The 25,708-nt window shown below is 33.3% G+C and carries 19 protein-coding genes, 2 tRNA genes, 3 rRNA genes and 1 pseudogene; 11 read left to right on the top strand and 14 right to left on the bottom strand.

The window, feature by feature from the left end; all coding sequences use genetic code 11:
- Positions 1-553: 553 nt before the first annotated feature.
- From AJN70_RS03255 to dnaK, 9 genes are all read left to right on the top strand, one after another.
- Positions 554-2,066: ribosomal RNA gene (locus tag AJN70_RS03255) — 16S ribosomal RNA — on the top strand.
- Between the two features lie 101 nt (positions 2,067-2,167).
- A tRNA-Ala gene (locus AJN70_RS03260) sits at positions 2,168-2,243 on the top strand.
- 8 nt (positions 2,244-2,251) lie between these two features.
- Positions 2,252-2,328 (top strand) — tRNA-Ile (locus tag AJN70_RS03265).
- Positions 2,329-3,054: 726 nt separating this feature from the next.
- A 23S ribosomal RNA gene (locus AJN70_RS03270) occupies positions 3,055-6,113 on the top strand.
- Positions 6,114-6,368: 255 nt separating this feature from the next.
- A 5S ribosomal RNA gene (gene rrf / locus AJN70_RS03275) occupies positions 6,369-6,485 on the top strand.
- The 16S, 23S and 5S rRNA genes sit together here with 2 tRNA genes alongside, the layout of an rRNA operon.
- Before the next feature lie 245 nt (positions 6,486-6,730).
- The gene (locus tag AJN70_RS03280; RefSeq protein ID WP_070295488.1) at positions 6,731-7,912 is read left to right on the top strand and encodes a hypothetical protein; all 1,182 of its coding nucleotides are present in this window, start codon (positions 6,731-6,733) and stop codon (positions 7,910-7,912) included.
- Positions 7,913-8,120: 208 nt separating this feature from the next.
- Positions 8,121-8,912, top strand: a complete 792-nt coding sequence (locus tag AJN70_RS03285; protein ID WP_070295489.1) for an HrcA family transcriptional regulator — start codon at positions 8,121-8,123, stop codon at positions 8,910-8,912.
- Positions 8,909-9,439, top strand: coding sequence for a nucleotide exchange factor GrpE (grpE, locus tag AJN70_RS03290; RefSeq protein WP_002790452.1), 531 nt, complete (start codon positions 8,909-8,911; stop codon positions 9,437-9,439). Before AJN70_RS03285 ends, grpE begins: the two co-directional genes overlap by 4 nt.
- Positions 9,440-9,461: 22 nt before the next feature.
- Positions 9,462-11,333, top strand: a complete 1,872-nt coding sequence (dnaK, locus tag AJN70_RS03295) for a molecular chaperone DnaK (protein ID WP_070248291.1) — start codon at positions 9,462-9,464, stop codon at positions 11,331-11,333.
- A gap of 57 nt (positions 11,334-11,390) precedes the next feature.
- On the opposite strand, the gene AJN70_RS03300 is transcribed toward dnaK, so the two are convergent.
- The gene (locus AJN70_RS03300; RefSeq protein ID WP_250535418.1) at positions 11,391-12,218 is read right to left on the bottom strand and encodes a flagellar basal body-associated FliL family protein; all 828 of its coding nucleotides are present in this window, start codon (positions 12,216-12,218) and stop codon (positions 11,391-11,393) included.
- Between the two features lie 119 nt (positions 12,219-12,337).
- Here AJN70_RS03300 and AJN70_RS03305 point away from each other — a divergent pair.
- A pseudogene (locus tag AJN70_RS03305) lies at positions 12,338-13,336 on the top strand (MBL fold metallo-hydrolase).
- Positions 13,337-13,429: 93 nt separating this feature from the next.
- Positions 13,430-13,771 carry a cupin domain-containing protein gene (locus AJN70_RS03310; RefSeq protein ID WP_070248289.1) on the top strand — a complete coding sequence of 114 codons (342 nt, stop codon included), beginning with the start codon at positions 13,430-13,432 and terminating at the stop codon, positions 13,769-13,771.
- A gap of 22 nt (positions 13,772-13,793) precedes the next feature.
- Here the strand turns inward: AJN70_RS03310 and AJN70_RS03315 are convergent, their stop codons facing one another.
- From AJN70_RS03315 to AJN70_RS03375, 13 genes are all read right to left on the bottom strand, one after another.
- On the bottom strand, positions 13,794-14,960 hold the full coding sequence (locus AJN70_RS03315) for a pyridoxal phosphate-dependent aminotransferase (RefSeq protein ID WP_053872386.1): 1,167 nt from the start codon (positions 14,958-14,960) through the stop codon (positions 13,794-13,796).
- Between the two features lie 170 nt (positions 14,961-15,130).
- Positions 15,131-15,769 carry a serine O-acetyltransferase gene (cysE, locus tag AJN70_RS03320; RefSeq protein WP_053872625.1) on the bottom strand — a complete coding sequence of 213 codons (639 nt, stop codon included), beginning with the start codon at positions 15,767-15,769 and terminating at the stop codon, positions 15,131-15,133.
- A complete protein-coding gene (speA, locus tag AJN70_RS03325) occupies positions 15,770-17,605 on the bottom strand; it encodes a biosynthetic arginine decarboxylase (protein ID WP_083262311.1) in 1,836 nt (611 codons plus the stop codon).
- Positions 17,602-18,828: a histidine--tRNA ligase gene (gene hisS / locus AJN70_RS03330; protein ID WP_002871444.1), complete on the bottom strand. Its 1,227-nt coding sequence runs from the start codon at positions 18,826-18,828 to the stop codon at positions 17,602-17,604. Before hisS ends, speA begins: the two co-directional genes overlap by 4 nt.
- Positions 18,825-19,403 (bottom strand): dTMP kinase, encoded by a 579-nt coding sequence (gene tmk / locus AJN70_RS03335; protein WP_044779439.1) that lies wholly within the window; start codon positions 19,401-19,403, stop codon positions 18,825-18,827. The genes hisS and tmk overlap by 4 nt, the downstream gene beginning before the upstream one ends.
- On the bottom strand, positions 19,394-19,870 hold the full coding sequence (gene coaD, locus AJN70_RS03340; protein WP_002852633.1) for a pantetheine-phosphate adenylyltransferase: 477 nt from the start codon (positions 19,868-19,870) through the stop codon (positions 19,394-19,396). Before coaD ends, tmk begins: the two co-directional genes overlap by 10 nt.
- Before the next feature lie 39 nt (positions 19,871-19,909).
- Complete coding sequence (locus AJN70_RS03345; RefSeq protein ID WP_002871446.1) at positions 19,910-20,473, bottom strand: UbiX family flavin prenyltransferase; 564 nt, start codon at positions 20,471-20,473, stop codon at positions 19,910-19,912.
- Entirely contained in the window at positions 20,470-21,132 is a 663-nt protein-coding gene (gene flgA / locus AJN70_RS03350) for a flagellar basal body P-ring formation chaperone FlgA (protein ID WP_070209832.1), read from the bottom strand. Before flgA ends, AJN70_RS03345 begins: the two co-directional genes overlap by 4 nt.
- An 83-nt stretch (positions 21,133-21,215) precedes the next feature.
- Positions 21,216-21,992, bottom strand: a complete 777-nt coding sequence (locus AJN70_RS03355; RefSeq protein ID WP_070295491.1) for a MetQ/NlpA family ABC transporter substrate-binding protein — start codon at positions 21,990-21,992, stop codon at positions 21,216-21,218.
- A 9-nt stretch (positions 21,993-22,001) separates the two neighbouring features.
- The gene (locus AJN70_RS03360; protein ID WP_070295492.1) at positions 22,002-22,772 is read right to left on the bottom strand and encodes a MetQ/NlpA family ABC transporter substrate-binding protein; all 771 of its coding nucleotides are present in this window, start codon (positions 22,770-22,772) and stop codon (positions 22,002-22,004) included.
- A 48-nt stretch (positions 22,773-22,820) separates the two neighbouring features.
- Positions 22,821-23,594: a MetQ/NlpA family ABC transporter substrate-binding protein gene (locus AJN70_RS03365; RefSeq protein WP_002872575.1), complete on the bottom strand. Its 774-nt coding sequence runs from the start codon at positions 23,592-23,594 to the stop codon at positions 22,821-22,823.
- A 191-nt stretch (positions 23,595-23,785) separates the two neighbouring features.
- Positions 23,786-24,697 carry a methionine ABC transporter permease gene (locus AJN70_RS03370; RefSeq protein WP_002881711.1) on the bottom strand — a complete coding sequence of 304 codons (912 nt, stop codon included), beginning with the start codon at positions 24,695-24,697 and terminating at the stop codon, positions 23,786-23,788.
- Positions 24,694-25,704, bottom strand: a complete 1,011-nt coding sequence (locus AJN70_RS03375; protein WP_002881712.1) for a methionine ABC transporter ATP-binding protein — start codon at positions 25,702-25,704, stop codon at positions 24,694-24,696. Before AJN70_RS03375 ends, AJN70_RS03370 begins: the two co-directional genes overlap by 4 nt.
- Between the last annotated feature and the right edge of the window lie 4 nt (positions 25,705-25,708).

The following is a 25,708-nucleotide window of genomic DNA, read 5'->3' on the forward strand; positions in this document are numbered from 1 at the left end:
TTTAAGTTTAATTGGTTATACTTTCATTTCCTTTTTTGAAAAAAGGACTTAAAATCTTTTAAATTATAAAGTTTCACTAACTGAGTAGATTTTATAAATTAACTTTATTTTAGATTTTTTAAGTTTTTAAATTATTTGAGTTTTTAACTTTCTTAATTTTTTAATTTAAAACTAAAAAGCTTTTTTATAAATCTTGTTTTTAATTTAAAAACTTTTCTTTTAAAAATGATTTTTTGTTTTGTTCTTTTAAATTAGTATTGTTATTCAAATCTTATTAGTCAATCTTTGAAATCTAAATAAGTGATCGATTGAGCCAGAAAGATTTAGGCATAAGCAATTATGTAAAATCTATTCAATCTAATTTAAAAAGATTAAAAGCTTTTCTTTTAATCTTTTATAACTTTTTCTTTGAAGAAAAAGATTAAACTATCTATAAAAGTAATAAGGTTTATCTCTTTAATGCAATCTAAGTAGTTTATCTATATTAGGTTGGCGGGGTAGGCCTTTAGCTTGCTTCTTAGTCAAGGCTTTGCCTTGATGCTAAAGAAGGTTTATTATGGAGAGTTTGATCCTGGCTCAGAGTGAACGCTGGCGGCGTGCCTAATACATGCAAGTCGAACGATGAAGCTTCTAGCTTGCTAGAAGTGGATTAGTGGCGCACGGGTGAGTAAGGTATAGTTAATCTGCCCTACACAAGAGGACAACAGTTGGAAACGACTGCTAATACTCTATACTCCTGCTTAACACAAGTTGAGTAGGGAAAGTTTTTCGGTGTAGGATGAGACTATATAGTATCAGCTAGTTGGTAAGGTAATGGCTTACCAAGGCTATGACGCTTAACTGGTCTGAGAGGATGATCAGTCACACTGGAACTGAGACACGGTCCAGACTCCTACGGGAGGCAGCAGTAGGGAATATTGCGCAATGGGGGAAACCCTGACGCAGCAACGCCGCGTGGAGGATGACACTTTTCGGAGCGTAAACTCCTTTTCTTAGGGAAGAATTCTGACGGTACCTAAGGAATAAGCACCGGCTAACTCCGTGCCAGCAGCCGCGGTAATACGGAGGGTGCAAGCGTTACTCGGAATCACTGGGCGTAAAGGGCGCGTAGGCGGATTATCAAGTCTCTTGTGAAATCTAATGGCTTAACCATTAAACTGCTTGGGAAACTGATAGTCTAGAGTGAGGGAGAGGCAGATGGAATTGGTGGTGTAGGGGTAAAATCCGTAGATATCACCAAGAATACCCATTGCGAAGGCGATCTGCTGGAACTCAACTGACGCTAAGGCGCGAAAGCGTGGGGAGCAAACAGGATTAGATACCCTGGTAGTCCACGCCCTAAACGATGTACACTAGTTGTTGGGATGCTAGTCATCTCAGTAATGCAGCTAACGCATTAAGTGTACCGCCTGGGGAGTACGGTCGCAAGATTAAAACTCAAAGGAATAGACGGGGACCCGCACAAGCGGTGGAGCATGTGGTTTAATTCGAAGATACGCGAAGAACCTTACCTGGGCTTGATATCCTAAGAACCTTATAGAGATATGAGGGTGCTAGCTTGCTAGAACTTAGAGACAGGTGCTGCACGGCTGTCGTCAGCTCGTGTCGTGAGATGTTGGGTTAAGTCCCGCAACGAGCGCAACCCACGTATTTAGTTGCTAACGGTTCGGCCGAGCACTCTAAATAGACTGCCTTCGTAAGGAGGAGGAAGGTGTGGACGACGTCAAGTCATCATGGCCCTTATGCCCAGGGCGACACACGTGCTACAATGGCATATACAATGAGACGCAATACCGCGAGGTGGAGCAAATCTATAAAATATGTCCCAGTTCGGATTGTTCTCTGCAACTCGAGAGCATGAAGCCGGAATCGCTAGTAATCGTAGATCAGCCATGCTACGGTGAATACGTTCCCGGGTCTTGTACTCACCGCCCGTCACACCATGGGAGTTGATTTCACTCGAAGCCGGAATACTAAACTAGTTACCGTCCACAGTGGAATCAGCGACTGGGGTGAAGTCGTAACAAGGTAACCGTAGGAGAACCTGCGGTTGGATCACCTCCTTTCTAGAGTACAAAGTAATAAGTCTCACAACTATTACTTCAAATATATAAACTCAATTGATTCTTGTTTAGATTTCAAAGATTGATTAAAGCTAATTGTTTATGGGGAATTAGCTCAGCTGGGAGAGCGCCTGCTTTGCACGCAGGAGGTCAGCGGTTCGATCCCGCTATTCTCCACCATTTATTAAGGGCCTATAGCTCAGCTGGTTAGAGTGCACCCCTGATAAGGGTGAGGTCACAAGTTCAAGTCTTGTTAGGCCCACCATAAAAAAGATTTGAATAAAAAAGCTTTAAAATCTAAAGCAAGTATATAAAGTAGATTAAATATAAAATATAAACTCTATACTTAGATTTATTTTTTTATCTTTAACTATAAAAGAATATACTTTATATAGATATAAGTAGCATATACATTATGTATTTATATTTATAATGATTATATTAATATATATACTTCCTTTAGGTTTTAAACCTAAATGTTCTTTTTAATTATCATTGTTAAGAGTCACAAGCAAGTTTTAATAAAAACAATTTTACAGGACTTGTTAAAGGATAAAACCTATTTATCTTTTCTTTGGTTTAACTTATATCTTTTAATTATCTTTATCTTTAAAATAAAGAGAATATTAGATTTAAGATTTATAAATTAAAGACAAGTTTCAAACTCACAGCTTAGTTGAGACTAAATCATTTAGTTCTATATTAAGGTTTGAATGCTTTCCGTCTTAAGATAAAGAAGTCTTATCATAAAAACTTTAACAAGGAAGTGATGCGTTTTAGAATCAATAAAAAAGGTAGAAGTTAGGTTATATCTAACTTTTATGCAAATTGTTTTTTTAGTGATTAAGAATTGAAGCTTTATCTACATTAATTTTTTAATGAATGTTTAGTTTATTTCGTTTTAAGCCTAATATCTTTTAGGTTGGCGGGGTAGGCCTTTAGCTTTGGTTCTTTAAGATGAGCTTTGCTCATCTGCTAAAAGAACATCAAAAGGTAAGCTACTAAGAGCGAATGGTGGATGCCTTGACTGGTAAAGGCGATGAAGGACGTACTAGACTGCGATAAGCTACGGGGAGCTGTCAAGAAGCTTTGATCCGTAGATTTCCGAATGGGGCAACCCAATGTATAGAGATATACATTACCTATATAGGAGCGAACGAGGGGAATTGAAACATCTTAGTACCCTCAGGAAAAGAAATCAATAGAGATTGCGTCAGTAGCGGCGAGCGAAAGCGCAAGAGGGCAAACCCAGTGCTTGCACTGGGGGTTGTAGGACTGCAATGTGCAAGAGCTGAGTTTAGCAGAACATTCTGGAAAGTATAGCCATAGAGGGTGATAGTCCCGTATGCGAAAAACAAAGCTTAGCTAGCAGTATCCTGAGTAGGGCGGGACACGAGGAATCCTGTCTGAATCCGGGTCGACCACGATCCAACCCTAAATACTAATACCAGATCGATAGTGCACAAGTACCGTGAGGGAAAGGTGAAAAGAACTGAGGTGATCAGAGTGAAATAGAACCTGAAACCATTTGCTTACAATCATTCAGAGCACTATGTAGCAATACAGTGTGATGGACTGCCTTTTGCATAATGAGCCTGCGAGTTGTGGTGTCTGGCAAGGTTAAGCAAACGCGAAGCCGTAGCGAAAGCGAGTCTGAATAGGGCGCTTAGTCAGATGCTGCAGACCCGAAACGAAGTGATCTATCCATGAGCAAGTTGAAGCTAGTGTAAGAACTAGTGGAGGACTGAACCCATAGGCGTTGAAAAGCCCCGGGATGACTTGTGGATAGGGGTGAAAGGCCAATCAAACTTCGTGATAGCTGGTTCTCTCCGAAATATATTTAGGTATAGCGTTGTGTCGTAATATAAGGGGGTAGAGCACTGAATGGGCTAGGGCATACACCAATGTACCAAACCCTATCAAACTCCGAATACCTTATATGTAATCACAGCAGTCAGGCGGCGAGTGATAAAATCCGTCGTCAAGAGGGAAACAACCCAGACTACCAGCTAAGGTCCCTAAATCTTACTTAAGTGGAAAACGATGTGAAGTTACTTAAACAACCAGGAGGTTGGCTTAGAAGCAGCCATCCTTTAAAGAAAGCGTAATAGCTCACTGGTCTAGTGATTTTGCGCGGAAAATATAACGGGGCTAAAGTAAGTACCGAAGCTGTAGACTTGCACACAACTTAGATTATTTAAGTTTAGAATATAAAAAACTAAGTTATATGTTTTAAGTTATATTTTTACTGATTTTTATAGAGTAAAGATAGAAATAAAACTTAGTAAAATCAGTAAAAATATTCTTGGTTTAAAGTTTAAGTAGTTTAAGTTGTGTGCAAGTGGTAGGAGAGCGTTCTACTTGCGTCGAAGGTATACCGGTAAGGAGTGCTGGAGCGAATAGAAGTGAGCATGCAGGCATGAGTAGCGATAATTAATGTGAGAATCATTAACGCCGTAAACCCAAGGTTTCCTACGCGATGCTCGTCATCGTAGGGTTAGTCGGGTCCTAAGTCGAGTCCGAAAGGGGTAGACGATGGCAAATTGGTTAATATTCCAATACCAACATTAGTGTGCGATGGAAGGACGCTTAGGGCTAAGGGGGCTAGCGGATGGAAGTGCTAGTCTAAGGTCGTAGGAGCTTATATAGGCAAATCCGTATAAGAACACTCCGAGAACTGAAAGGCTTTTTGAAGTCTTCGGATGGATAGAAGAACCCCTGATGCCGTCGAGCCAAGAAAAGTTTCTAAGTTTAGCTAATGTTGCCCGTACCGTAAACCGACACAGGTGGGTGGGATGAGTATTCTAAGGCGCGTGGAAGAACTCTCTTTAAGGAACTCTGCAAAATAGCACCGTATCTTCGGTATAAGGTGTGGTTAGCTTCGTACTAGGATTTACTCCGAAAGCGAAGAAACTTACAACAAAGAGTCCCTCCCGACTGTTTACCAAAAACACAGCACTCTGCTAACTCGTAAGAGGATGTATAGGGTGTGACGCCTGCCCGGTGCTCGAAGGTTAATTGATGGGGTTAGCATTAGCGAAGCTCTTGATCGAAGCCCGAGTAAACGGCGGCCGTAACTATAACGGTCCTAAGGTAGCGAAATTCCTTGTCGGTTAAATACCGACCTGCATGAATGGCGTAACGAGATGGGAGCTGTCTCAAAGAGGGATCCAGTGAAATTGTAGTGGAGGTGAAAATTCCTCCTACCCGCGGCAAGACGGAAAGACCCCGTGGACCTTTACTACAGCTTGACACTGCTACTTGGATAAGAATGTGCAGGATAGGTGGGAGGCTTTGAGTATATGACGCCAGTTGTATATGAGCCGTTGTTGAGATACCACTCTTTCTTATTTGGGTAGCTAACCAGCTTGAGTTATCCTCAAGTGGGACAATGTCTGGTGGGTAGTTTGACTGGGGCGGTCGCCTCCCAAATAATAACGGAGGCTTACAAAGGTTGGCTCAGAACGGTTGGAAATCGTTCGTAGAGTATAAAGGTATAAGCCAGCTTAACTGCAAGACATACAAGTCAAGCAGAGACGAAAGTCGGTCTTAGTGATCCGGTGGTTCTGTGTGGAAGGGCCATCGCTCAAAGGATAAAAGGTACCCCGGGGATAACAGGCTGATCTCCCCCAAGAGCTCACATCGACGGGGAGGTTTGGCACCTCGATGTCGGCTCATCGCATCCTGGGGCTGGAGCAGGTCCCAAGGGTATGGCTGTTCGCCATTTAAAGCGGTACGCGAGCTGGGTTCAGAACGTCGTGAGACAGTTCGGTCCCTATCTGCCGTGGGCGTAAGAAGATTGAAGAGATTTGACCCTAGTACGAGAGGACCGGGTTGAACAAACCACTGGTGTAGCTGTTGTTCTGCCAAGAGCATCGCAGCGTAGCTAAGTTTGGAAAGGATAAACGCTGAAAGCATCTAAGCGTGAAGCCAACTCTAAGATGAATCTTCTCTAAGCTCTCTAGAAGACTACTAGTTTGATAGGCTGGGTGTGTAATGGATGAAAGTCCTTTAGCTGACCAGTACTAATAGAGCGTTTGGCTTATCTTTAATAAAGCATCACTTCCTTGTTAAGGTTTTTAATAAGACTTTGAATATAGATAATATTTAGAGTTTAATAGAAATCTTTCAAGTAAAGTTTATATTAGAACTTGCTCTTAACATTGTTTTTTAAGTATTCTATATAAAAACTTATTAAAGATAAAAGATAAGTAAAGAAGAAAGAGAATAAAGAAAAAAATAAAGAAATAAAAGATTAAGCTTTATTTATAAATTAAATCTTTCAAAGAATATTTAAATAACAATGTCCGTGATTATACAGATGTGGAAACGCCTTGCTCCATCCCGAACCAAGAAGCTAAGCACATCGTGGGTGATGATACTACGCCTTACTGGCAGGGGGAAAGTAGCTCATTGCGGACTTGTTAAATGTCTTCATTACTTACTTTATATATAAATCCTATGTTTATTTTTATTGTTGTTTTAGATGACACTTAGAATAGTGTTTAAAAAAAGTTTGTTGCTAGTTAGGGGTTTTAGAGAGAATAGGGTGTTTTTAGGGGTTTGGAAGGTAATAGAGGATAAAATTTAAAATTTTCTAAGTTAAAATTACGTAAAATATATTAGCAATATTTTTGAAAAGATGTCGAAAATTTGAAGGCATCAAAATGGATTTTATAAAATTTCTTAATCATTTTCAACCCATATCTAAATCTTCTCAGCAAGCTAGTGTATATAAATCTTTTAAGTTGAATTTAAAACCAAAGATTCTTAATGAAAAAGACGAAAATTCCTCTTCATTTCAAGATCAAAAAACAGATGTAGCTCAAACTATGCTTCAAAGATTAGAAGATGAAAAAGTTTTCAATCAAAAGGTAAGTGATAAAGTGAAAAAAGCTGAAAGAGGTATGACTACTATATATTTTAGAGATCCTATTACAAATAAACTCGTTCGTAGTGCTTTAAGTTCAACAGCCATCAATAAAATGGGGATTGAATTTGACAAAGAAGATATGACTAAAAGACTTGATGGATCATATATATTAAGTGGAAAAGCTGAAAATTTCGTGGCTGGATGGTATGCTGATATAGCATATACTAGAGCTTATGTGGCTAGCGATAGAAATAATGATGGATATTTAGAAGATTATGAACTTGAAGATACGAAAAGTGGTTTTGTAGCACAGGAAACAAATTTAGGACTTTTTGTGCAATCTTATACACAATTAAATGGTAGCGTGGATACTCTATTTGGTTTTGAAAAAGATTTTAGAGAAATGCGTCCAGATGATACTAAAGATACAGATTATGCTGGTAGAACTATAGGTTTAGAGCTTGATAAAATGATAAGAAAAGATGGAGATTTTAATGGAGAGCTTAGTTTTAGTGAAACTGGCATGCAAGCAGTAAAAACCAAAGCTCCAAATTCTGGATGGACTGAAAGCGTAGGTATATTAACTTTAACTAAATTTGATCAAACTAATACAATAGAAATTAAAGATATCTTGGATAAATTAGGTAAAGGTGTAAAATATGATGATTTAAGTGAAGATGAAAAATCTTTACTTAAAATGCAATTATCTGATAAAATTTTTGATGAAGTTGAAGATAAAGAAACTGGGAGTAAAAAACTTGTTTTTAATCCGAATAAATTTAAAATTTTCTATGAAGGTTTTGTGGATTTATTCAAACAAAGAAGTGCAAAAATGCTAGGTTTAAAACCTGAAGATGCAACTAAACTTAATTATGACAATCTTGGTGAAATTGTCAACGAAATGAAGCAAACTTATTTTGATACAAATTCTACAAGTTATGGAAAAATATCTGATTTGATTAAAATTTGGGCTTAGTTTTTATAATTATCTTATAAAGTGTATTGTTATTTTTATTTTGATATATTGTATTCTTATAAAAAAGTAACTAATAAAAGTTTAGTCATATAGACTAAATAAAATTAAGTATATTTTTTTATATTTATACTTGACAAAATAACACTCAATGTTGTATAATACTTCTAGCAATCAAAAAATAGAGTGCTAAAAATTTAAGGAAAGAGCTATGAAAAGCCGAGATAAAAAGGATTTGATTTTAGATTCCATCATCCAAACTTATCTTTTAGATAATGTTCCTATTGGTTCAAATGAATTGAATTTAAATCTTTGTATTCCTGCTTCAACTATACGCGTTTATCTTAAAAGGCTTAGCGACGAGGGGTTGATCACTCAGCTTCATATAAGTAGTGGTAGAATTCCTACTATTTTGACAATGCAAAATTATTGGCAAAGTTTTTGGAAAAAAGAACAAGATCAAGATATCAATATCAAAAGTGAGAATTTTTTAAAAGAGTTGAGCAAAGAATTTGAAATTTATTGTCTTGTTTATGGTGGTAGAAGCTTAGTACTTAAAGAAGTGCTTGATCTAAATGCTAAGTTTATAGTGCTTGATTTTAAAGAAGAAGAGCTCGTTTTAAAATATGAAAAAGAAGCATGGAATTTTTTACAAAGTCTTATAGGATTAGATCTTTTTAGTATAGAAAGAATAGCTTTGAGAGTTCATTTTATGGATCTTGTAGAAAAAATAGCTAGCTTAAGACAAAATTTGATTTGCTATAGAAGTAATGAAGAAAGAGCTTATCAAATTTATCAAAATGATGAATTTGTTAAGCTCTTAGATTGTGGAGTTCATCGTTATTTTAAAGAAAGTCTTGAATTTGAACCTTTATTTAAAGAAGGTTTTATGGGGCTTAAGGTGGATGCGCAGTTTTTGGGCGAAGATGTAAATATTATCTTAGCAGGTAGTGTTTATACGGATTATAAAAAAATATTACAATACATAAAGGAGGCAGCGTGAGCGAGCAAAAGCAAGAATTTGAAAACGAAAACGCAGAAAATTCTGAACATTTGCAAGATGAGAATTTGCAAAATATCGAAGATGTTGAGCAAAACAAATTGCAAAAAGACTATGATGAATTAAAAGACAAATATATGCGTGCAAACGCTGAATTTGAAAATATTAAAAAAAGAATGGAAAAAGAAAAGCTAAGCGCTATGGCTTATGCAAATGAAAGTTTTGCAAAGGATTTGCTTGATGTTTTAGATGCTTTAGAAGCAGCTATCAATGTCGAATGCCATGATGAAATTAGCTTAAAAATCAAAGAAGGAGTGCAAAACACTTTAGATTTGTTTCTTAAAAAACTTGAAAAGCATGGAGTGGCTCTTATTAAAGAAGAAAAAGAGTTCGATCCAAATTTACATGAGGCAATGTTTCATGTAGATAGTGAAAATCATCAAAGTGGTGAAGTGGTTACCGTGCTTCAAAAAGGCTATAAAATAGCCGATCGCGTAATCCGCCCAACTAAAGTTAGTGTAGCAAAATAAATTTTAATAAAAAGGATAAAAAATGAGTAAAGTTATAGGTATAGATTTAGGAACAACCAATTCTTGTGTTGCTGTGTATGAACGCGGTGAGAGTAAAGTAATCCCAAACAAAGAAGGTAAAAATACAACTCCTTCTGTGGTAGCTTTTACAGATAAAGGCGAGGTTTTAGTAGGAGATAGTGCAAAACGCCAAGCGGTGACTAACCCTGAAAAAACTATTTATTCTATTAAAAGAATTATGGGTTTGATGATCAATGAAGACGCGGCTAAAGAAGCTAAAAACAGACTTCCTTATCATATCACTGAAAGAAATGGCGCTTGTGCGATTGAGATCGCAGGTAAAATTTATACTCCGCAAGAAATTTCAGCAAAAGTTTTAATGAAACTAAAAGAAGATGCTGAAGCTTTCTTGGGCGAGAGTGTTGTAGATGCGGTTATTACCGTGCCTGCATATTTTAACGATGCGCAAAGAAAAGCGACAAAAGAAGCAGGAACGATAGCAGGACTTAATGTATTAAGAATTATCAATGAGCCTACTTCAGCAGCTCTAGCTTATGGACTTGATAAAAAAGATAGTGAAAAAATCGTGGTTTATGATCTAGGTGGGGGAACTTTTGACGTTACTGTGCTTGAAACTGGAGATAATGTGGTAGAAGTTTTAGCAACAGGTGGTAATGCTTTCTTAGGAGGCGATGATTTTGATAATAAACTTATTGATTTTCTAGCTAATGAATTTAAAGATGAAACAGGCATAGATCTTAAAAATGATGTTATGGCTTTACAACGCTTGAAAGAAGCAGCAGAAAACGCTAAAAAAGAATTAAGTTCAGCTAATGAAACTGAAATTAATTTACCATTTATCACAGCAGATGCAAGTGGGCCAAAACATTTGGTTAAAAAACTCACTAGAGCTAAATTTGAAGGTATGATTGATTCTTTAGTGGCTGAAACCATCACTAAAATCAATGAAGTAGTAAGTGACGCAGGTCTTAAAAAAGATGAGATCAAAGAAATCGTTATGGTAGGAGGCTCTACTCGTGTTCCTTTAGTGCAAGAAGAAGTGAAAAAAGCCTTTAATAAAGATCTTAACAAGTCTGTAAATCCTGATGAAGTTGTGGCTATTGGTGCGGCGATTCAAGGTGCGGTTATAAAAGGCGATGTTAAAGATGTGCTTTTACTTGATGTTACTCCGCTCTCTTTGGGTATAGAAACTCTGGGCGGGGTAATGACTAAGATTATCGAAAAAGGTACAACTATCCCAACTAAAAAAGAGCAAGTTTTCTCAACCGCTGAGGATAATCAAAGTGCTGTAACTATCAATGTTTTACAAGGGGAAAGAGAATTTAGCCGTGATAATAAATCTTTAGGAAATTTTAATCTTGAAGGAATTCCACCAGCACCACGTGGTATGCCACAAATCGAAGTTACTTTTGATATCGATGCAAATGGTATTTTAACTGTTAGCGCAAAAGATAAAGCAACAGGTAAGGCCCAAGAGATCAAAATCACAGGCTCAAGCGGACTTAGCGAAGAAGAAATTAACAACATGGTAAAAGATGCTGAACTTCACAAAGAAGAAGATAAAAAACGCAAAGAAGCTGTAGATGCTAGAAATGCAGCTGATAGCTTGGCTCATCAAGTAGAAAAATCTTTAAGTGAGTTGGGTGAAAAAGTTGCTGCTACTGATAAAGAAAATATCCAAAAAGCTCTTGATGATTTGCGTGAGACTTTGAAAAATCAAAATGCAAGCAAAGAAGAGATTGAAAGCAAAATGAAAGCTTTAAGTGAAGTTTCTCATAAATTAGCTGAAAACATGTATAAAAAAGATGAGCCAAATGCAGCGAACGATAAAAAGAAAAAAGATGACGATGTAATCGACGCTGAAGTTGAGTAATCTTTCAAAATCTTCATTCAAGCCTTTTTAAAAGGCTTGAAAATTTTTTAAAAATTTTTAGGAAATGACAAAATCTTTAAAATATAATCCTTTTATTAGCTTACTACCTAATTTTTCATTGATTTTTTTAAGCAATTCTCTTTGAAGTTCTAATTTAAAATCAGATAATTCATTTTCTTGTATTTCTTTTGCTAGAATGGTTTGAATAATGATATCTCTAATAACAGGCAAAATTCTTGTAAAATTTTCTGAAGAAATCTTACCTGTTAATTCCAAATCAATAGCACAATGTATATATTTTTGTCTGCCAGATTGTGATAGGTTAAGAGTAAAAGGTTCTAGGGAATAAAAATAGTTTGTATGAAAGCTATACGAAGAATTTTCTTGTCTTATATTTTTAGAAGATTTATTAAGTAAAAAGTAGGTGATAAAAACAATGCAAGATAAAATACATATAAATAAAAAAATAATCAATACTTCCAGTGGTTTTAGTATTTTTTTCTTGGTGTTTTTTTCTTTTGAAATAAAATTGAAATTATGTGGATTATTTTTAAAATTAACAATATTTTGTTTGAGCTTTGGCAAATCATAGCGAATAAGGTTTGTTACGATATTTAAATCCATAGCTTGACTATTATGAGCCGCAATATTTCTACTTTTTGAGAGTCTTTTCATATCTTCTTCGCGAAAAATTACCATAACTTCAGTATCTTCGCTATCTTGAATATTTTTTATTGTTTCTTTAATATTGATTAGGGACATGAAAATAGCTTTTTGTTTGGTTTCATTTTTTAAAGCTTGCACAAGTTCGCCTTTAGTTTGTTCAAATATAAAATCAATTTCTTGAATTATTTTGTCTAATTTATATAAATTCTCTTTTTGCATCATTTTACCTAGTATTTAATTTACTTATTTTAACACAAGCAAACTAAAAACTTAGCAATAAAATAAAATTAGTCTAAAAACTTTTTAGATATAATCTTGATAAACATAAAAGGAAAAATTTGAATTTATCATTTAAAACCTTTGATATTTCAAATAATGAAAGATTAAAAGCTAAAAAAATACAGGGTAAAAAATATGAAATTTTTCTTAATGAAAATGAGCAAAGTCTTATAACTCCTAAAGTGTCTTTTAAAGAAATTTTGAGGTATTATTATCTTTATCCAAAAAATGCCATTCCTTCTTTTAAATTACCTTTTTTCAAGCCTGATTTGAGTGGTTTTAGCACCCCGCATATTACTTGGCTTGGACATTCTTCGCTTTTTATAAGTTTTAAAGAATATAAAATTTTGATTGATCCTGTTTTTAACACTCATGCTTCGCCTATTTCTTTTATCAATAAGGCTTTTAAAAATGCTCCTGTTTATAATGTAAATGATTTTAATGAAATTTTTGCTGTGATTATCACGCATTCGCATTTTGATCATTTAGATGCTAAGAGTGTAAAAGCTTTAAAAGATAAGGCTAAATTTTTTATTACACCTTTAAAAGTGGGAAATTATCTAAAAAGCTATGGGGTGAGTGAGAAAAAAATCATAGAGCTTGATTGGTGGAGTGGAATAGAATTTGATGATTTAAAAATCATTGCAACACCTGCACAGCACAGTTCAAGTAGAGGAGATGGTAAAAACAAAACCCTTTGGGCTTCTTTTGTGATGGAATTTTTAAGTGTAGATAAGAGAGTGTTTTTTAGTGCAGATGGAGGATATTTTACACATTTTAAAAAATAGGTGAATATTTTGGAAGTTTTGATCTAGCTTGTCTTGAAAGCGGACAGTTTAATATCGCTTGGCCATATTCACACTCTTTTCCTGGTCAAATTTTAAAAGAAGCGAAAGATCTTAATGCAAAGGCTGTCATGCCTATACATTGGGGGAGATTTTTAGCGGGAACTCATGCATGGAATGAGGTAGTAAAATTTTTTTTATGAAAATTTAGATTTACCCCTTATCACACCAAAAATGGGTGAGGCTTATGAAATAGGGGCTAAATTTAAATAGGATTTTTGGTGGAAAGAAGGATAAATTAACACAAGTTTATAATCTATATTTTGGTTTTTGCTATAGTTTTATAAAACTAAAAAAGGAGATTTTGTGAAAATCATTCAATGGAATAGGGCGGAATTTAGCCCAAAAGAAGTAAAAATCAATGTTTTAATTGACAATGAAAAAGGTAAAGAAATTCAAATTTTATTAGCTAAAGATAGTGTTATGAAAGAGCATAAAGCTCCTTTTGCTATACATATTCAAGTTTTAAGCGGTAAAATTTGGTTTGAAGTGGAAAAGGAAAAATTTGAATTAAATGCTTTAGATATGATAAGCCTAGAGGCAAATATAGCGCATTCTTTAGGTGGATTAGAAAATTCTATAATAAGATTGAGTTTAAATAAATCAGATAGTATTCAAAGAGTAAATGCTGTGCTTAAAAAGCCTTAAAGTAATTTTAAGGCTTTAGGGCTTAATAAGAAGCAATGAAATTTGCTATTCTTTCTAAACCTTTTTTGATAAGCTCATCGCTTGTGGCATAAGAAAGCCTAAAATATCCATCCATTCCAAAACCTATACCTGGAACAACGGCAACTTTTTCTTGTTCAAGCAATTTTTGGCAAAATTTCATAGAATCTTTTTCTATTTTTTGTATATTTACAAAAAGATAAAAAGCACCTTCTGGTTTATAAACGCTGATATTTGGGATTTGTTTAAGCATATCTAAGGCTAAGTTACGGCGTTTTTCAAAGGCTTGAAGCATTTTTTCTATATCTTTATCACATTCTCCATTTAAAGCAGGAATGGCTGCATGTTGAGTAATGGAGCAAATATTTGAAGTGCTTTGTCCTTGAAGTCTTTTAACGGCTGAAATTAGGGCTTTATTTTTGCTTGCCATATAGCCAAAACGCCATCCTGGCATAGCTCCACATTTGCTAAGTCCGTTAATGGTCACGGTGCGTTTTAAAGCATCTTCGCTTACACTTGCAAAAGCTACAAAATCAAAACCATCATAGCGAAGTTTTTCATACATTTCATCACTTAAAACAGTAATTTGCGTTCCTTCTAGAATTTTAGCAATTTGAGTTAATTCTTCTTTAGAATAAATCGATCCCACAGGATTTGAAGGAGAATTTAGCATCAAAACTTTGGTTTTAGCTGTGATAGCTTTTTTTAATTGTTCAGCGGTAATTTTAAAGCCATTTTCTTCTAAGCCTTCTATAAATACAGGTTTTCCACCTGCAAATTTTACCATTTCAGGATAGCTTACCCAGTAAGGACTAGGGATAATCACTTCATCATCTTTTTCTACTAAACATTCTATACATTCAAAAAGAGAGTGTTTTGCACCTACATTGGTGATGATTTCATTTGTTTCGTAATCAAGATTATTATCTTTTTTAAATTTGATTTGAATAGCTTTTAATACTTCAGGAATTCCCGCAACAGCAGTGTATTTTCCACATCCTTTTTCAATAGCACTTATAGCGGCATTTTTGATGGTTTGCGGTGTGTCAAAATCAGGTTCGCCTGCTGAAAAACTAATGATATCCTCGCCTTTAGCTTTAAGTTCATTGGCAAGTGCGGTGATAGCTAAAGTGATAGATTCTTCTAAAACTTGAGATCTTTTTGTAAGCATTTTTCAATCCTTAATAATTTTTGTTTAATTTTAGCAGAAAATTGCATTTTTGTAATAAATTTAATTTAAAAATGAGTTATAAAATTCAATAAATGTGAAAATTTGTATTAATTTTTAGGAAAAATTAATACGCATAATAATACATATAATTTTATGTATTATAAAAATTATTATTTTTGTGATTCAGGTCGTTTTAATATAAGATTTTCAAGTTCTAAAATTTTATTTTCTAGCTTTTCTAATTTATCATCGCAATTTGCATCTATGGCTCTAATGTTTTTATTTTTACGCTCTTCGATAATATAAGCAGGAATTCCAACGGCAGTTAAATTTGCACCTACATCTTTAACCACTACAGCATTTGAGCCTATTTTGGCATTTTCTCCTATGGTGATATTGCCAAGTATTTTTGCGCCTGAACCTATGATTACTCCTTTTTTTATGGTTGGATGACGTTTAGTGCCTTTTTCAAGACTTGTTCCGCCTAAAGTAACGCCTTGATAAATCAAAACATCATCTTCTATGATTGCTGTTTGGCCTATAACCACTCCATTGGCATGATCTATAAAAACACGCCTTCCAAGTTCTGCACCAGGGTGCAAATCTACTCCAGTTAGAAATTGTGAAATTCCGCTAATCATCCTAGCAATGCGTTTAAAATTTCTTATGTAAAAAAAATGTGCAAAGCGGTAATTTACTACAGCCCATACTCCAGGGTAATTAAAAAAAAGTTCTATACAAGAATTAAAAGCTGGATCTTGTGCCTTTGGTTGAGAAAAATCTTCTTTTATAATACCCCAAAAATTCATCTAAACTCCTATGCTTTTTAAATAACCATTATCATTTAAGAAAAGATAAAGTTCACCTAAAATATGCTTTTTTTGCTTGTCGTTGACAAGCTTAGAATTACTTATGCGTTCATTAAGTATATCCATGATAGCGTGTATATCATAGTCTAAATCTTCTAAGGCATCAAGTATGGATTGTGCTTCTATAATCCCCTCAACTTCATAGCCTTTTTCATTGATACTTATAATAGCTTCAGTAGGATGAGTAAAAAGATTGTGTTTCATTCCAAGTACTTCTTGATAGGCACCTACAAGGAAAAACCCTAGAAAATAATTTTCTTTTTCTACATCTACATCGTGTAAAAATAAAGGTTTATCTTTAGAGTATGAAATTTCTCCATCACTATCGCAGGTTATATCCCAAATACTCGCACTTCGAGTCGGTTCTTCATCTAAGCGATCAAGTGGCATGATGGGGAAATTCTGTTCTAAACCCCAAAAATCAGGCATGCTTTGAAAGAGTGAAAAATTTACCAAATACCTTTCTTGTACTTCATCTTGTATGGCAAGTAAATCCGCAGGATTTTGCTTATCGCCTAAAAGTAAGATAGCTTTTTTTGTAATCAAATGAGTTAAAATTTCAGCATTGGAGCGATCTTGTAAATCCACATAGCCTAAATCAAAAAGAGTTAAAATACTCTCTAAATGATCTATGCTATCGTGCAAGTATTCTAAAGCATTAGAAGGTTTTATACTTTTATAAAGATCATAAAGCTCATCGATAAGTTTTGGATTTTGTTTTTTAAGTATGAGTTTGTTTTCTGCATATTCTTGAGAAAAAAGTTCCAATACAGGAGCGATTAAAACAGCATGATTAGCTGCTACAAAACGCCCACTTTCTATGAAAATATCAGGTTCTAAATCTTTTTTTTGTTCGGCTATGTTTTTTAGGATAAAAACTACATCGTTAGCGTACTCCCTTAAGGTATAATTTCTACTTTTTTCATTTTTAAATTGTGAGTATTCCACAGCTAAACCGCCACCAAGATTGATAGCTTTTAGATTTTTAGCTCCCATTTTTCTAAGTTCTGTGTAAATATTTCCTGCTTCGTTTAAGGCTTTTTTTAAAGGATGAATTTCGGTAATTTGTGAGCCTAGATGAAAGTGAATCATGGTAAATTGTTCTAAAAGTTTGTTTTCTTTGAGTAAATTTACTGCTTCTATGAGTTCAGTGGATGTAAGTCCAAATTTAGAATTAATCCCACCGCTTTTTGCCCAAATTCCAACTCCAGCAGAATGCAAACGCACACGTAAGCCTATATTTGGTTTGGGTTTAAAGCGTTCTTTGGCTATGTCTATGATAGCTTCAAGTTCATTAAGTCCTTCTATGGTTAAAGTGATATTATGTCCCATTTCAGCTGCGATAAAGCCTATATTGATAAGTTCTCTATCTTTAAAGCCATTTACTGTAATAGGTGCGCCTTCGTTATTATAAGCCATAGCGAGTAAAAGCTCTGCCTTAGAACCTGCTTCAAGTCCGTAGTTATAGTCTTTTCCAAGCTTTACAAGATTTTTTACAAAACCAGGGTATTGATTGACCTTTAAAGGATAAACAGCGTTAAATCCTCCTTTATAGTCAAATTCTTTTCTTGCTTTATTGAAATTTCCGTAAATATTTTCAATTTGTTTTTGAATAAGATGAGGAAATCTTAAAAGTAAAGGCCCCTTGTATCCATCATCTCTTAATTCTTTAACTATATCAATAATAGCAGGTTTTTTCTCATGATTGATACAAACTTTACCATTTTTGATAATAAAATTTTCATTTCCCCAAATATCAATACCATAATCCATTATAAAACCTTCTTTAAGTCTGAAATTTTAATCATTTTTTCTTCTTTTTTTGCTAAATTTTTATAAAACAAACTTTCATTTTGTGCTTCATTTTCTCCCATACAAAGAAAAATTTCAGCATTATTTTTATCCGCGTTTTCGAGATGTTTAGCTAGTTTTCTTGCCTCATAGCTTAAAAACACTTTATATTCTTTTCTTAAATTTGTAGCGATATGCAAAAGTTTTTGGATATAAATTTCATCCATAGCACAAAGATAAATTCCTTCTCTTTGAACTTTTTCTTCTTTTTGTTCTAAAATAGCTATAATTCTTTCTATGCCCATGGCAAAACCTACGCCAAAACCACTTTTTCCATCAAGGTATTCAATGAGTCTATCATATCTTCCACCCCCAGCAATAGCAGCTTTTGCACCAATTTCATCGCTAATGAATTCAAAAGCCGTTTTAGAGTAGTAATCAAGCCCTCTAACAAGCTTAGGATCCACTTCAAAATCCACTCCATTTTCTTTTAAAACGTTTTGTAAAATTTCAAAGTCTTTTTGGCAAGATGAGCATAAATTTTGATTTAAAAGCGGAACATCGTTAAGTAGGCTTTGGCAATGCTCATTTTTACAGTCTAAAACACGAATGGGATTTAAGTTTTTTCTACGCAAACAATCCTCGCAAAAACCTTCTTTGCTATCTAAAAAATGTATTAAATTTTCACGATATTTTGGCATACATTCTAAACAACCTAAAGAGTTAATCAGTAGTTTAAATTTAATATCTAAGCGTGAAAAAATTTCTACTAACATTAAAATAATACTTGCATCTTCATAAACGCTTGCGTTTCCAAAACTTTCAACGCCAAATTGATGAAATTCTCTTAAGCGTCCCTTTTGGGGTCTTTCATAGCGGAACATGGAACCATGATAAAACCATCTTTTCACACTAGTGTTTTTATCGAGTTTTTTTTCTATATAGGCACGCACCACCCCAGCAGTTCCTTCAGGACGCATACAAACATGATTTTCGCCTTTATCGATAAATTCATACATTTCTTTGCCTACTATATCAGAACTTTCTCCTACGCTTCTTTTAAAAAGGGTGCAAAGTTCTAAATGCGGTGTATTGATAAAAGTAAAGCCATAGTTTTTAGCTACTTCTTCACAGGTTTTAATCACTTTTTCATAATAATATGCATCTTTATCTAATAAATCTTTCATTCCTTTTAAAGCGTTAATCATTGTAAAAATTCCTTTATTTGTTGGTGTAATTTTTCTTTATTTTCTTTTGCGTCAAGTGTTAAAATTTCTATAGAAATTTTTTCTTTTAAAAAATGAAGCACTTTTTCGAGTTTATCTTGCACGCTTAGAAAATACTCAATGCCACGTTTTTCTATGCTATCTAGTTCTTTTTGATTGAGGCGTTCTTGAATAAGGTTTGCATCTCCTTTTAAAAAGATAATTTTTTGTGGAAAAAAATTTTCCAAAGCAAAACTATTTAAAGCAAAAAGCAAATCGTTTTCAAAATCTTTGGCATAAGCCATGCCTGAAATAAAACTTCTATCGCTAATAATGAGTTTGTTTTGATTGGTTTTTAAGATTTCTTCAAAATGTTGAGCACGATCAGCTAAAAAAAGCAAGAGTTCAGCTCTTTTGCTAATAGGATGAGTTTTATTAAGTAAAATTTTTCTTAAATGTTTTCCAAGTTCTGTTCCGCCAGGTTCGAGTGTAAAAATGGCGTCTTTGTAAATTTCTTTTAAAAGTGAAATTTGCGTACTTTTTCCTACGCAGTCAATACCTTCAAAAACTACATACAAGATTGATCCTTTAAAAAAGGTAGAATTTCTTTTGGAACAAGAGAACTTACATCGCCCCCATGTGCTACTATAGAGCGAACAATAGAACTTGAAATAAAAGCATGTTTTAGACTCGGCATAAGATAAATGGTTTCCATATCTTCCCAAAGTGCGTGATTTGCATAGCCAATTTGCAATTCGTATTCAAAATCACTCACCGCTCTAAGTCCACGGATTATAGTATTAACTTTTAATTCTTTGGCTAAATCTACAAGTAAATTATCAAAAGCAATGATTTTAACATTTTTTAAATTTTGTGTTGCAAGCAGGGCTAGTTCTTTGCGTTTTTCTAAATCATAGCAAGGTTTTTTATGTTCACTTTTTGCTATGGCAACGATGACTTCATCAAAAATTTTTAAAGCTCGTTTGATAACATCTAAATGTCCGTTGGTAATAGGATCAAAAGTCCCAGGATATAAACAAGTCATTTTTGCTCCAATTTTTTTTAAAAATATAACAAATTTAAACTAAAAATTTTGCCATTTTTCATATAAATTGTGTTTTATTTCTAAAAGATCTAGCCATTTACCTACGATAAAATTTTCCATTTGTTCTAGATTGTTTGCTTTAGAATAACTTGCGATAATAGGAGGTGCGATAATAACTCCCATTTGGCTAAGTTTTAACATATGTTCTAAATTTAAAGTAGAAAAAGGCATTTCACGTACGCCTAAGATGAGTTTTTTTCTTTCTTTTAAGGCCACTGCTGCAGCACGCATTAAAAGAGTGTCTGCAAAACCAGCGTGAATTTTTGCTAAACTTGAAATCGAACAAGGAGCAATGATAGTTTTTTCTATTCCAAAAGATCCACTTGCTACACTTAGACTTAAATTTTTATCATCTAAAAAATGAGTGTATTTAAAATTTTCTTGACAAATTTCTTCTAAATTTGCTTCATTTTCAGCTTTGAAACTAAGTTTTGCACCTTGAGTTAAAATACAATAAAGTTCGCATTGATTTTCTAAATTTTTTAATAATTTTAAGCCTAAATTGACACTGCTTGAACCAGAAATTCCTAATAAAACCTTCATTGTATAATCATCCTATTTTTACCCACTACGATGCCTTGCATAACTTTACCTTCTTTGTTTTTTGCACGAATCCTTTCGCCCATATTTGCACTTTGCAAAGCCACAAGTTCGATTAAAACATCAACATTTGCTTCACTTAAAACTCCGATTATAGGATCATTTCGGCGTATTAAAGCTGTGGTTTTAAACATATTTGCTCTTAAAATGGTGTTTTTGTTAATATTGCTTTTAGCTACAAAATTATCTACATCATCTAAGGTTAAGGCATTTAAAGGAACTTTATCAAAATCAATCAATACGCTTTTATAGTCAAAAGCTCCAAGTTTATCTCCTCTTTTTATAGCGCGTTCGCTTTTTAAAACTTCTAAATTTGCTTGAATGAAATATCTAAAAAATACATTTTTTTGTATATTTTGCGGAGTTTTAAATTCAGCTCTTAAAAAGCCTTGTGCTTGATTAAAACGCCCATTAGCAATTCTTAGAAATTCATATTGATCAAAATCTTTAGGCAATGATGTTATTTTTAAATCAATTTGAGAAATTATAATTTTAGGAAAATTATTTCTAAATTCTTTAGCTAGTGCCGTTTTGATTTCTTCTAAACTAGCTGCTTGGATATAATTTATCACAATAAAAAAAGTTAAAAAAATAATTTTCATTTTTATCCTAAGAATTATAATGCAATAAATAGTATTTTAGCTTTTATAAGTTTAACAAAGCCTTTAGAAGGCTTTGTATAGAGTTAAAAAGTAGGAATAACAGAGCCTTTGTATTTTTCTATGATGAAATTTTTAATTTTATCGCTTGTTAAAATTTCTTTAATAGCAAGGCTTTTTTGATTTGTTTCTTCACCTTTTCTTGTAGCTAAAACAATAGCATATAAACTATCTTTATCTTCCATAAAAATACCATCTTTTAAAGGATTTAAACCTGCTCCAAGAGCATAGTTTGTGGTAATAACAGCCAAATCAGTATCATTTAGGGCTCTTGGAAGTTGAGCGGCTTTAAGCTCTATAAATTTAAGATTTTTTGGATTTTTACTTATGTCAATAGGGGTTTTAAGGGTGCTTTGACTTTTAAATTCTATTAAATTTGCTTTAGCTAGCAAATCAAGAGCTCTGCTTTCATTGGTAGCATCATTAGGTATAGCGATTTTAGCACCATTAGGAATATCTTTTATATCTTTTATAGAGTTAGAATATATAGCCATAGGAACTAAAACAATAGCACCTAAAGAACTTAATTTTGTTCCTTTATGGGTATTAAAATCATCTAAAAAAGGTTTATGCTGATATAAATTTGCATCTAAATCTTTCTCATTTAAAGCGATATTGGGTATATTATAGTCATTAAATTCTTTAACTATTAACTTCCAACCTTTTTCTTGAAATAAGGGTTTGGAGAAATTTAAAATTTCAGCATAAGGCGTTGGTGTTGCACCTATGATTATGGTTTTATCTGCTCCAAAACTAAGGCTAATTGTAAATAAAACACTTAAAAATATTTTTTTAATATTCATGCTATACTCCTAAAAAGCTGGGATTAATATATCTTTATAATGTTCATTAATGATGGCTTTAAATTTATCGCTTCTTAAAATTTCATCAATTACTTTGGTTTTTTCGCTATTTTTATCTTCTGAGCGTACCACAACATAATTTACATAAGGGCTATTTTTATCTTCCCTAAAAATAGTATCTTTACTTGGATTCAGACTGGCTCCAAGTGCGAAATTAGAATTAATTATAGCAATATCAACATCATCTAAAGCTCTTGGAAGTTGTGCGGCTTTAAGCTCTATAAATTTAAGTTTTTTTGGATTTTTGTTTATGTCCAATGGGGTTTTTAGAGTATTTTTGTTAAGCTCTATTAATTTTGCTTTCTCTAAAAGCTCTAAAGCTCTGCTTTCATTGGTCGCATCATTAGGTATAGCAACTCTAGCACCTTCTTTAAGATTTTCTAAATTTTTGATTTTTTTACTATAAACTCCTACTGGAGCTATAAGTACAGGCGTTGTTGCAATTAAATTTGAACCTTTCTTTAGGTTGTATTCTTCTAAAAAAGGTTTGTGTTGATATAAATTTGCATCAAGTTCTTTTTCCTCTAATGCACGATTGGGCAAAATATAGTCTGAAAATTCTACTATTTTAAGCTCATACCCTTTGTTTTTAAAATCATCTTTCATTAGTTCTAGTAAGCTACCAAAAGGATTTGGAGTGGCTCCTATAGTAATGTTTTGTGCAAATAGACTAGATAAATTTAGAATGCAAGCGAGTATAATAATTTTAAATAAATTCATAAAAACTCCTTTGTATTTAAGAAAAAAGTCCCTAGGTAAGGGACAAAATTAAAAAGCAGGTAAAACAGATCCGTTGTATTTTTCTATGATAAATTGTTTGATTTTATCACTTTGTAGAGCTTGGATTAAGGCTTTGATTTTTGGATCGTTTTCATGTCCTACTCTTACAACAAGAATGTTTGCATACGGGCTTTCTTTATCTTCGATAAATACGCTATCTTTTGCAGGATTTAGATTTGCAGAGAGAGCGTAGTTGGAATTAATTACAGCAAAATCAACATCATCTAAAGCTCTTGGAAGTTGTGCGGGCTTTAATTCTACAAATTTAATTTTTTTAGGATTGTCTATAATATCAAGAGGTGTTTTTAAAGCCTTATCTTTAAATTTTACCAAACCTTTTTTTGCAATAATATCTAAAGCTCTACTTTCATTGGTTGGATCATTTGGAATGGCGATTTTAACCCCTTCTTTAATATCATCTAGACTTTTATATTTCTTGGAGTAAACAGCCATAGGTTCTATGTGTATGGCAGCTACTTTGATAAGTTTGGTGCCTTTGTTTTTATTAAATTCTTCCAAATAAGGAGTATGTTGGAAAAAATTTGCATCGGCTTCTCCGTTATCAACAGCTAGATTAGGTAAAACATAATCCGTAAATTCTTTGATTTCAAGTTTATAGCCTTGTTTTTCTAAATCAGGTTTTACTTGCTCTAGGATTTCAGCATGAGGGACGGGAGTTGCTGCAACTGTGATGGTTTCTAATGCATTTGCATTAAGACTTAATGTTAAAATACTTGCTATAAATAAAGATTTGATTTTCATTTTTTTCCTTTTTAGTCATTTTGTGCTTGCTTTAATCTTAATAAATTCACTCTGACTATCAGGAAGAAGCATATAAAAACTTGTTGATAGTCAGATTAACGCATCTGATACATCATTTTAATTCCTTTAATTTTTTGTTTAAATTTTACTTAAAAAAACTTATACTTATCTTAAAAGGAGATATAATCTCCTTATTTTTTGAAACCTTTATAAAGCAAACTTCCTAAAAATAAGATAAAAATAATTGCTTGCCAAAAGAAATTTTCATCATTGTTTATATTGATAACTATGCTAATTCCAAGTAAAATCAATAGAGTGGCGATGATATATGTAGTTTTGCTATTTTTAGCCCAAGTATAAAATAAATTACCTAGAATTTGAACTAACTGAACTAATATAAGTAGAATAACTACAGTTTGAATCATAACTTCTTTGTTAAATCTTTCATAACCATAGCGAATAGCGACATCTCCCAAACCTCCACCACCGACAGTTCCAGCAAGAGCAGAAAAACCAATGGTAAAGATCAAAGTTAGGGTAATTCCGCTAATTATAGCAGGAAGGGCCTCACTAAAGATAACCTTGAAGATAATTTGAATATTGCTAGCACCATAACTTTTTGCAGCTTCTATGATTCCTTTGTCTATTTCTTTAAAAGCGCTTTCAAGCATCTTTGCCAAATAAGGAGCTATTCCGATAGCTAAAGGAACTATGGCAGCATTTGTACCTATGCTTGTCCCTACTATGATTTTAGAAAGTGGTAAAAGAACAACTATAAGAATTAAAAATGGAAAGGCACGCAGTATATTTGTAATAAAATCTAAAATACTATAAGCGATTTTATTTTCTTTAATTCCATTTTTATCCCAAATAGCAAGTAAAATTCCAGGAATAATAGCCAATAAAAATCCAAATAGTACAGCCATTAAACTCATATAAATTGTTTCATTAAGCGCAGGTTTTAAAATGTTTTCATAATTTTCACTGAAACTTGTAATAGAACTTAAACTCACTTCTTTAATATCCTGCCAAGAAAATTCATTAAAAAATTGAGAAATTCTACTAAAAAAAGCACTGAAGATAGAGATGTTTTCTTCATTCATGATGCCACCTCCCATAATACTCCACTTTTTTCTATGTAGTCAAGAACCTTGTCTTTATCGTTTTCATTTATATTTATAACTAAATTTCCCAAGGCTTTTCCATTAAGTTTTTCTATTTTACCCCAAACTATGTTAAAGTCTATATTTAGAGTTCTTGCCATATGAGTGATGACGCTATTTTGGGCAACTTCTTTTGGAAAGTAAAGTTTGATATTAAGTCCGTGCTCAGGCAAGAAGTCGCTTTCTCCTAAAAATTCTTTCATTTTAGCATTAGGCCTTAAAAAAAGCTCATCAATTGCTCCACTTCCTATGATTTGTCCATGTTCAAGTAATAAAGCTTTTTGAGCTATGTCTTTTACTACATCCATTTCGTGAGTTACTAAAACAACAGTAATCCCAAATTCAGCATTGATTTTAGATATAAGCTCTAAAATATTTTTTGTAGTGTTTGGATCAAGAGCCGAAGTAGCTTCGTCACTAAGTAAAATTTTTGGGTTTAAAGCTAAGGCTCTAGCAATAGCAACGCGTTGTTTTTGCCCTCCACTCAGTTCTCTTGGATAGGATTTATTTTTATGATCAAGCCCTACGATTTCAAGTAGGGAATTGACTTTTTGGGCAATTTCTTTTTCGCTCATGTATTCTTTATTAAAAAGCTTGGCATGAAATTTACACTGAGTATAGTGTGTTCTTAAAGGCATAGCAACATTTTCAAATACATTTTTGCGCTCCATTAGGGCAAAATTTTGAAAAATCATCCCTATATCTTTTCTAAGCATTCTTAACTCTTTTAATTTTTTTTGACTTAAATCTTTAATTTCTTGATCAAAGACTTTTAAACTTCCTTCTTGATAATTCTCAAGTCCATTAATACATCTTAAAAGAGTGGATTTTCCAGCTCCACTATGACCTACTATGGCGTAAATTTCACCCTTTTTAATCTCCAAAGAAACATCGTTTATCACGAGTTCCTTGCCATAATATTTTTTTAAATTTTTTATTTTTATCAAATTT

Origin of the sequence: Campylobacter sp. BCW_4341, assembly GCF_001764255.1 — a bacterium.
Taxonomy (GTDB): domain Bacteria; phylum Campylobacterota; class Campylobacteria; order Campylobacterales; family Campylobacteraceae; genus Campylobacter_D; species Campylobacter_D jejuni.

Excerpts from the sequence above, each read along its gene's own strand:
- AJN70_RS03280 (WP_070295488.1), top strand. The coding sequence starts at position 6,731 with ATGGATTTTATAAAATTTCTTAATCATTTTCAACCCATATCTAAATCT.
- AJN70_RS03285 (WP_070295489.1), top strand. The coding sequence starts at position 8,121 with ATGAAAAGCCGAGATAAAAAGGATTTGATTTTAGATTCCATCATCCAA.
- dnaK (WP_070248291.1), top strand. The coding sequence starts at position 9,462 with ATGAGTAAAGTTATAGGTATAGATTTAGGAACAACCAATTCTTGTGTT.
- AJN70_RS03300 (WP_250535418.1), bottom strand. The coding sequence starts at position 12,218 with ATGCAAAAAGAGAATTTATATAAATTAGACAAAATAATTCAAGAAATT.
- AJN70_RS03315 (WP_053872386.1), bottom strand. The coding sequence starts at position 14,960 with ATGCTTACAAAAAGATCTCAAGTTTTAGAAGAATCTATCACTTTAGCT.
- cysE (WP_053872625.1), bottom strand. The coding sequence starts at position 15,769 with ATGAATTTTTGGGGTATTATAAAAGAAGATTTTTCTCAACCAAAGGCA.
- hisS (WP_002871444.1), bottom strand. The coding sequence starts at position 18,828 with ATGATTAACGCTTTAAAAGGAATGAAAGATTTATTAGATAAAGATGCA.
- coaD (WP_002852633.1), bottom strand. The coding sequence starts at position 19,870 with ATGACTTGTTTATATCCTGGGACTTTTGATCCTATTACCAACGGACAT.
- AJN70_RS03345 (WP_002871446.1), bottom strand. The coding sequence starts at position 20,473 with ATGAAGGTTTTATTAGGAATTTCTGGTTCAAGCAGTGTCAATTTAGGC.
- flgA (WP_070209832.1), bottom strand. The coding sequence starts at position 21,132 with ATGAAAATTATTTTTTTAACTTTTTTTATTGTGATAAATTATATCCAA.
- AJN70_RS03355 (WP_070295491.1), bottom strand. The coding sequence starts at position 21,992 with ATGAATATTAAAAAAATATTTTTAAGTGTTTTATTTACAATTAGCCTT.
- AJN70_RS03360 (WP_070295492.1), bottom strand. The coding sequence starts at position 22,772 with ATGAATTTATTTAAAATTATTATACTCGCTTGCATTCTAAATTTATCT.
- AJN70_RS03365 (WP_002872575.1), bottom strand. The coding sequence starts at position 23,594 with ATGAAAATCAAATCTTTATTTATAGCAAGTATTTTAACATTAAGTCTT.
- AJN70_RS03370 (WP_002881711.1), bottom strand. The coding sequence starts at position 24,697 with ATGAATGAAGAAAACATCTCTATCTTCAGTGCTTTTTTTAGTAGAATT.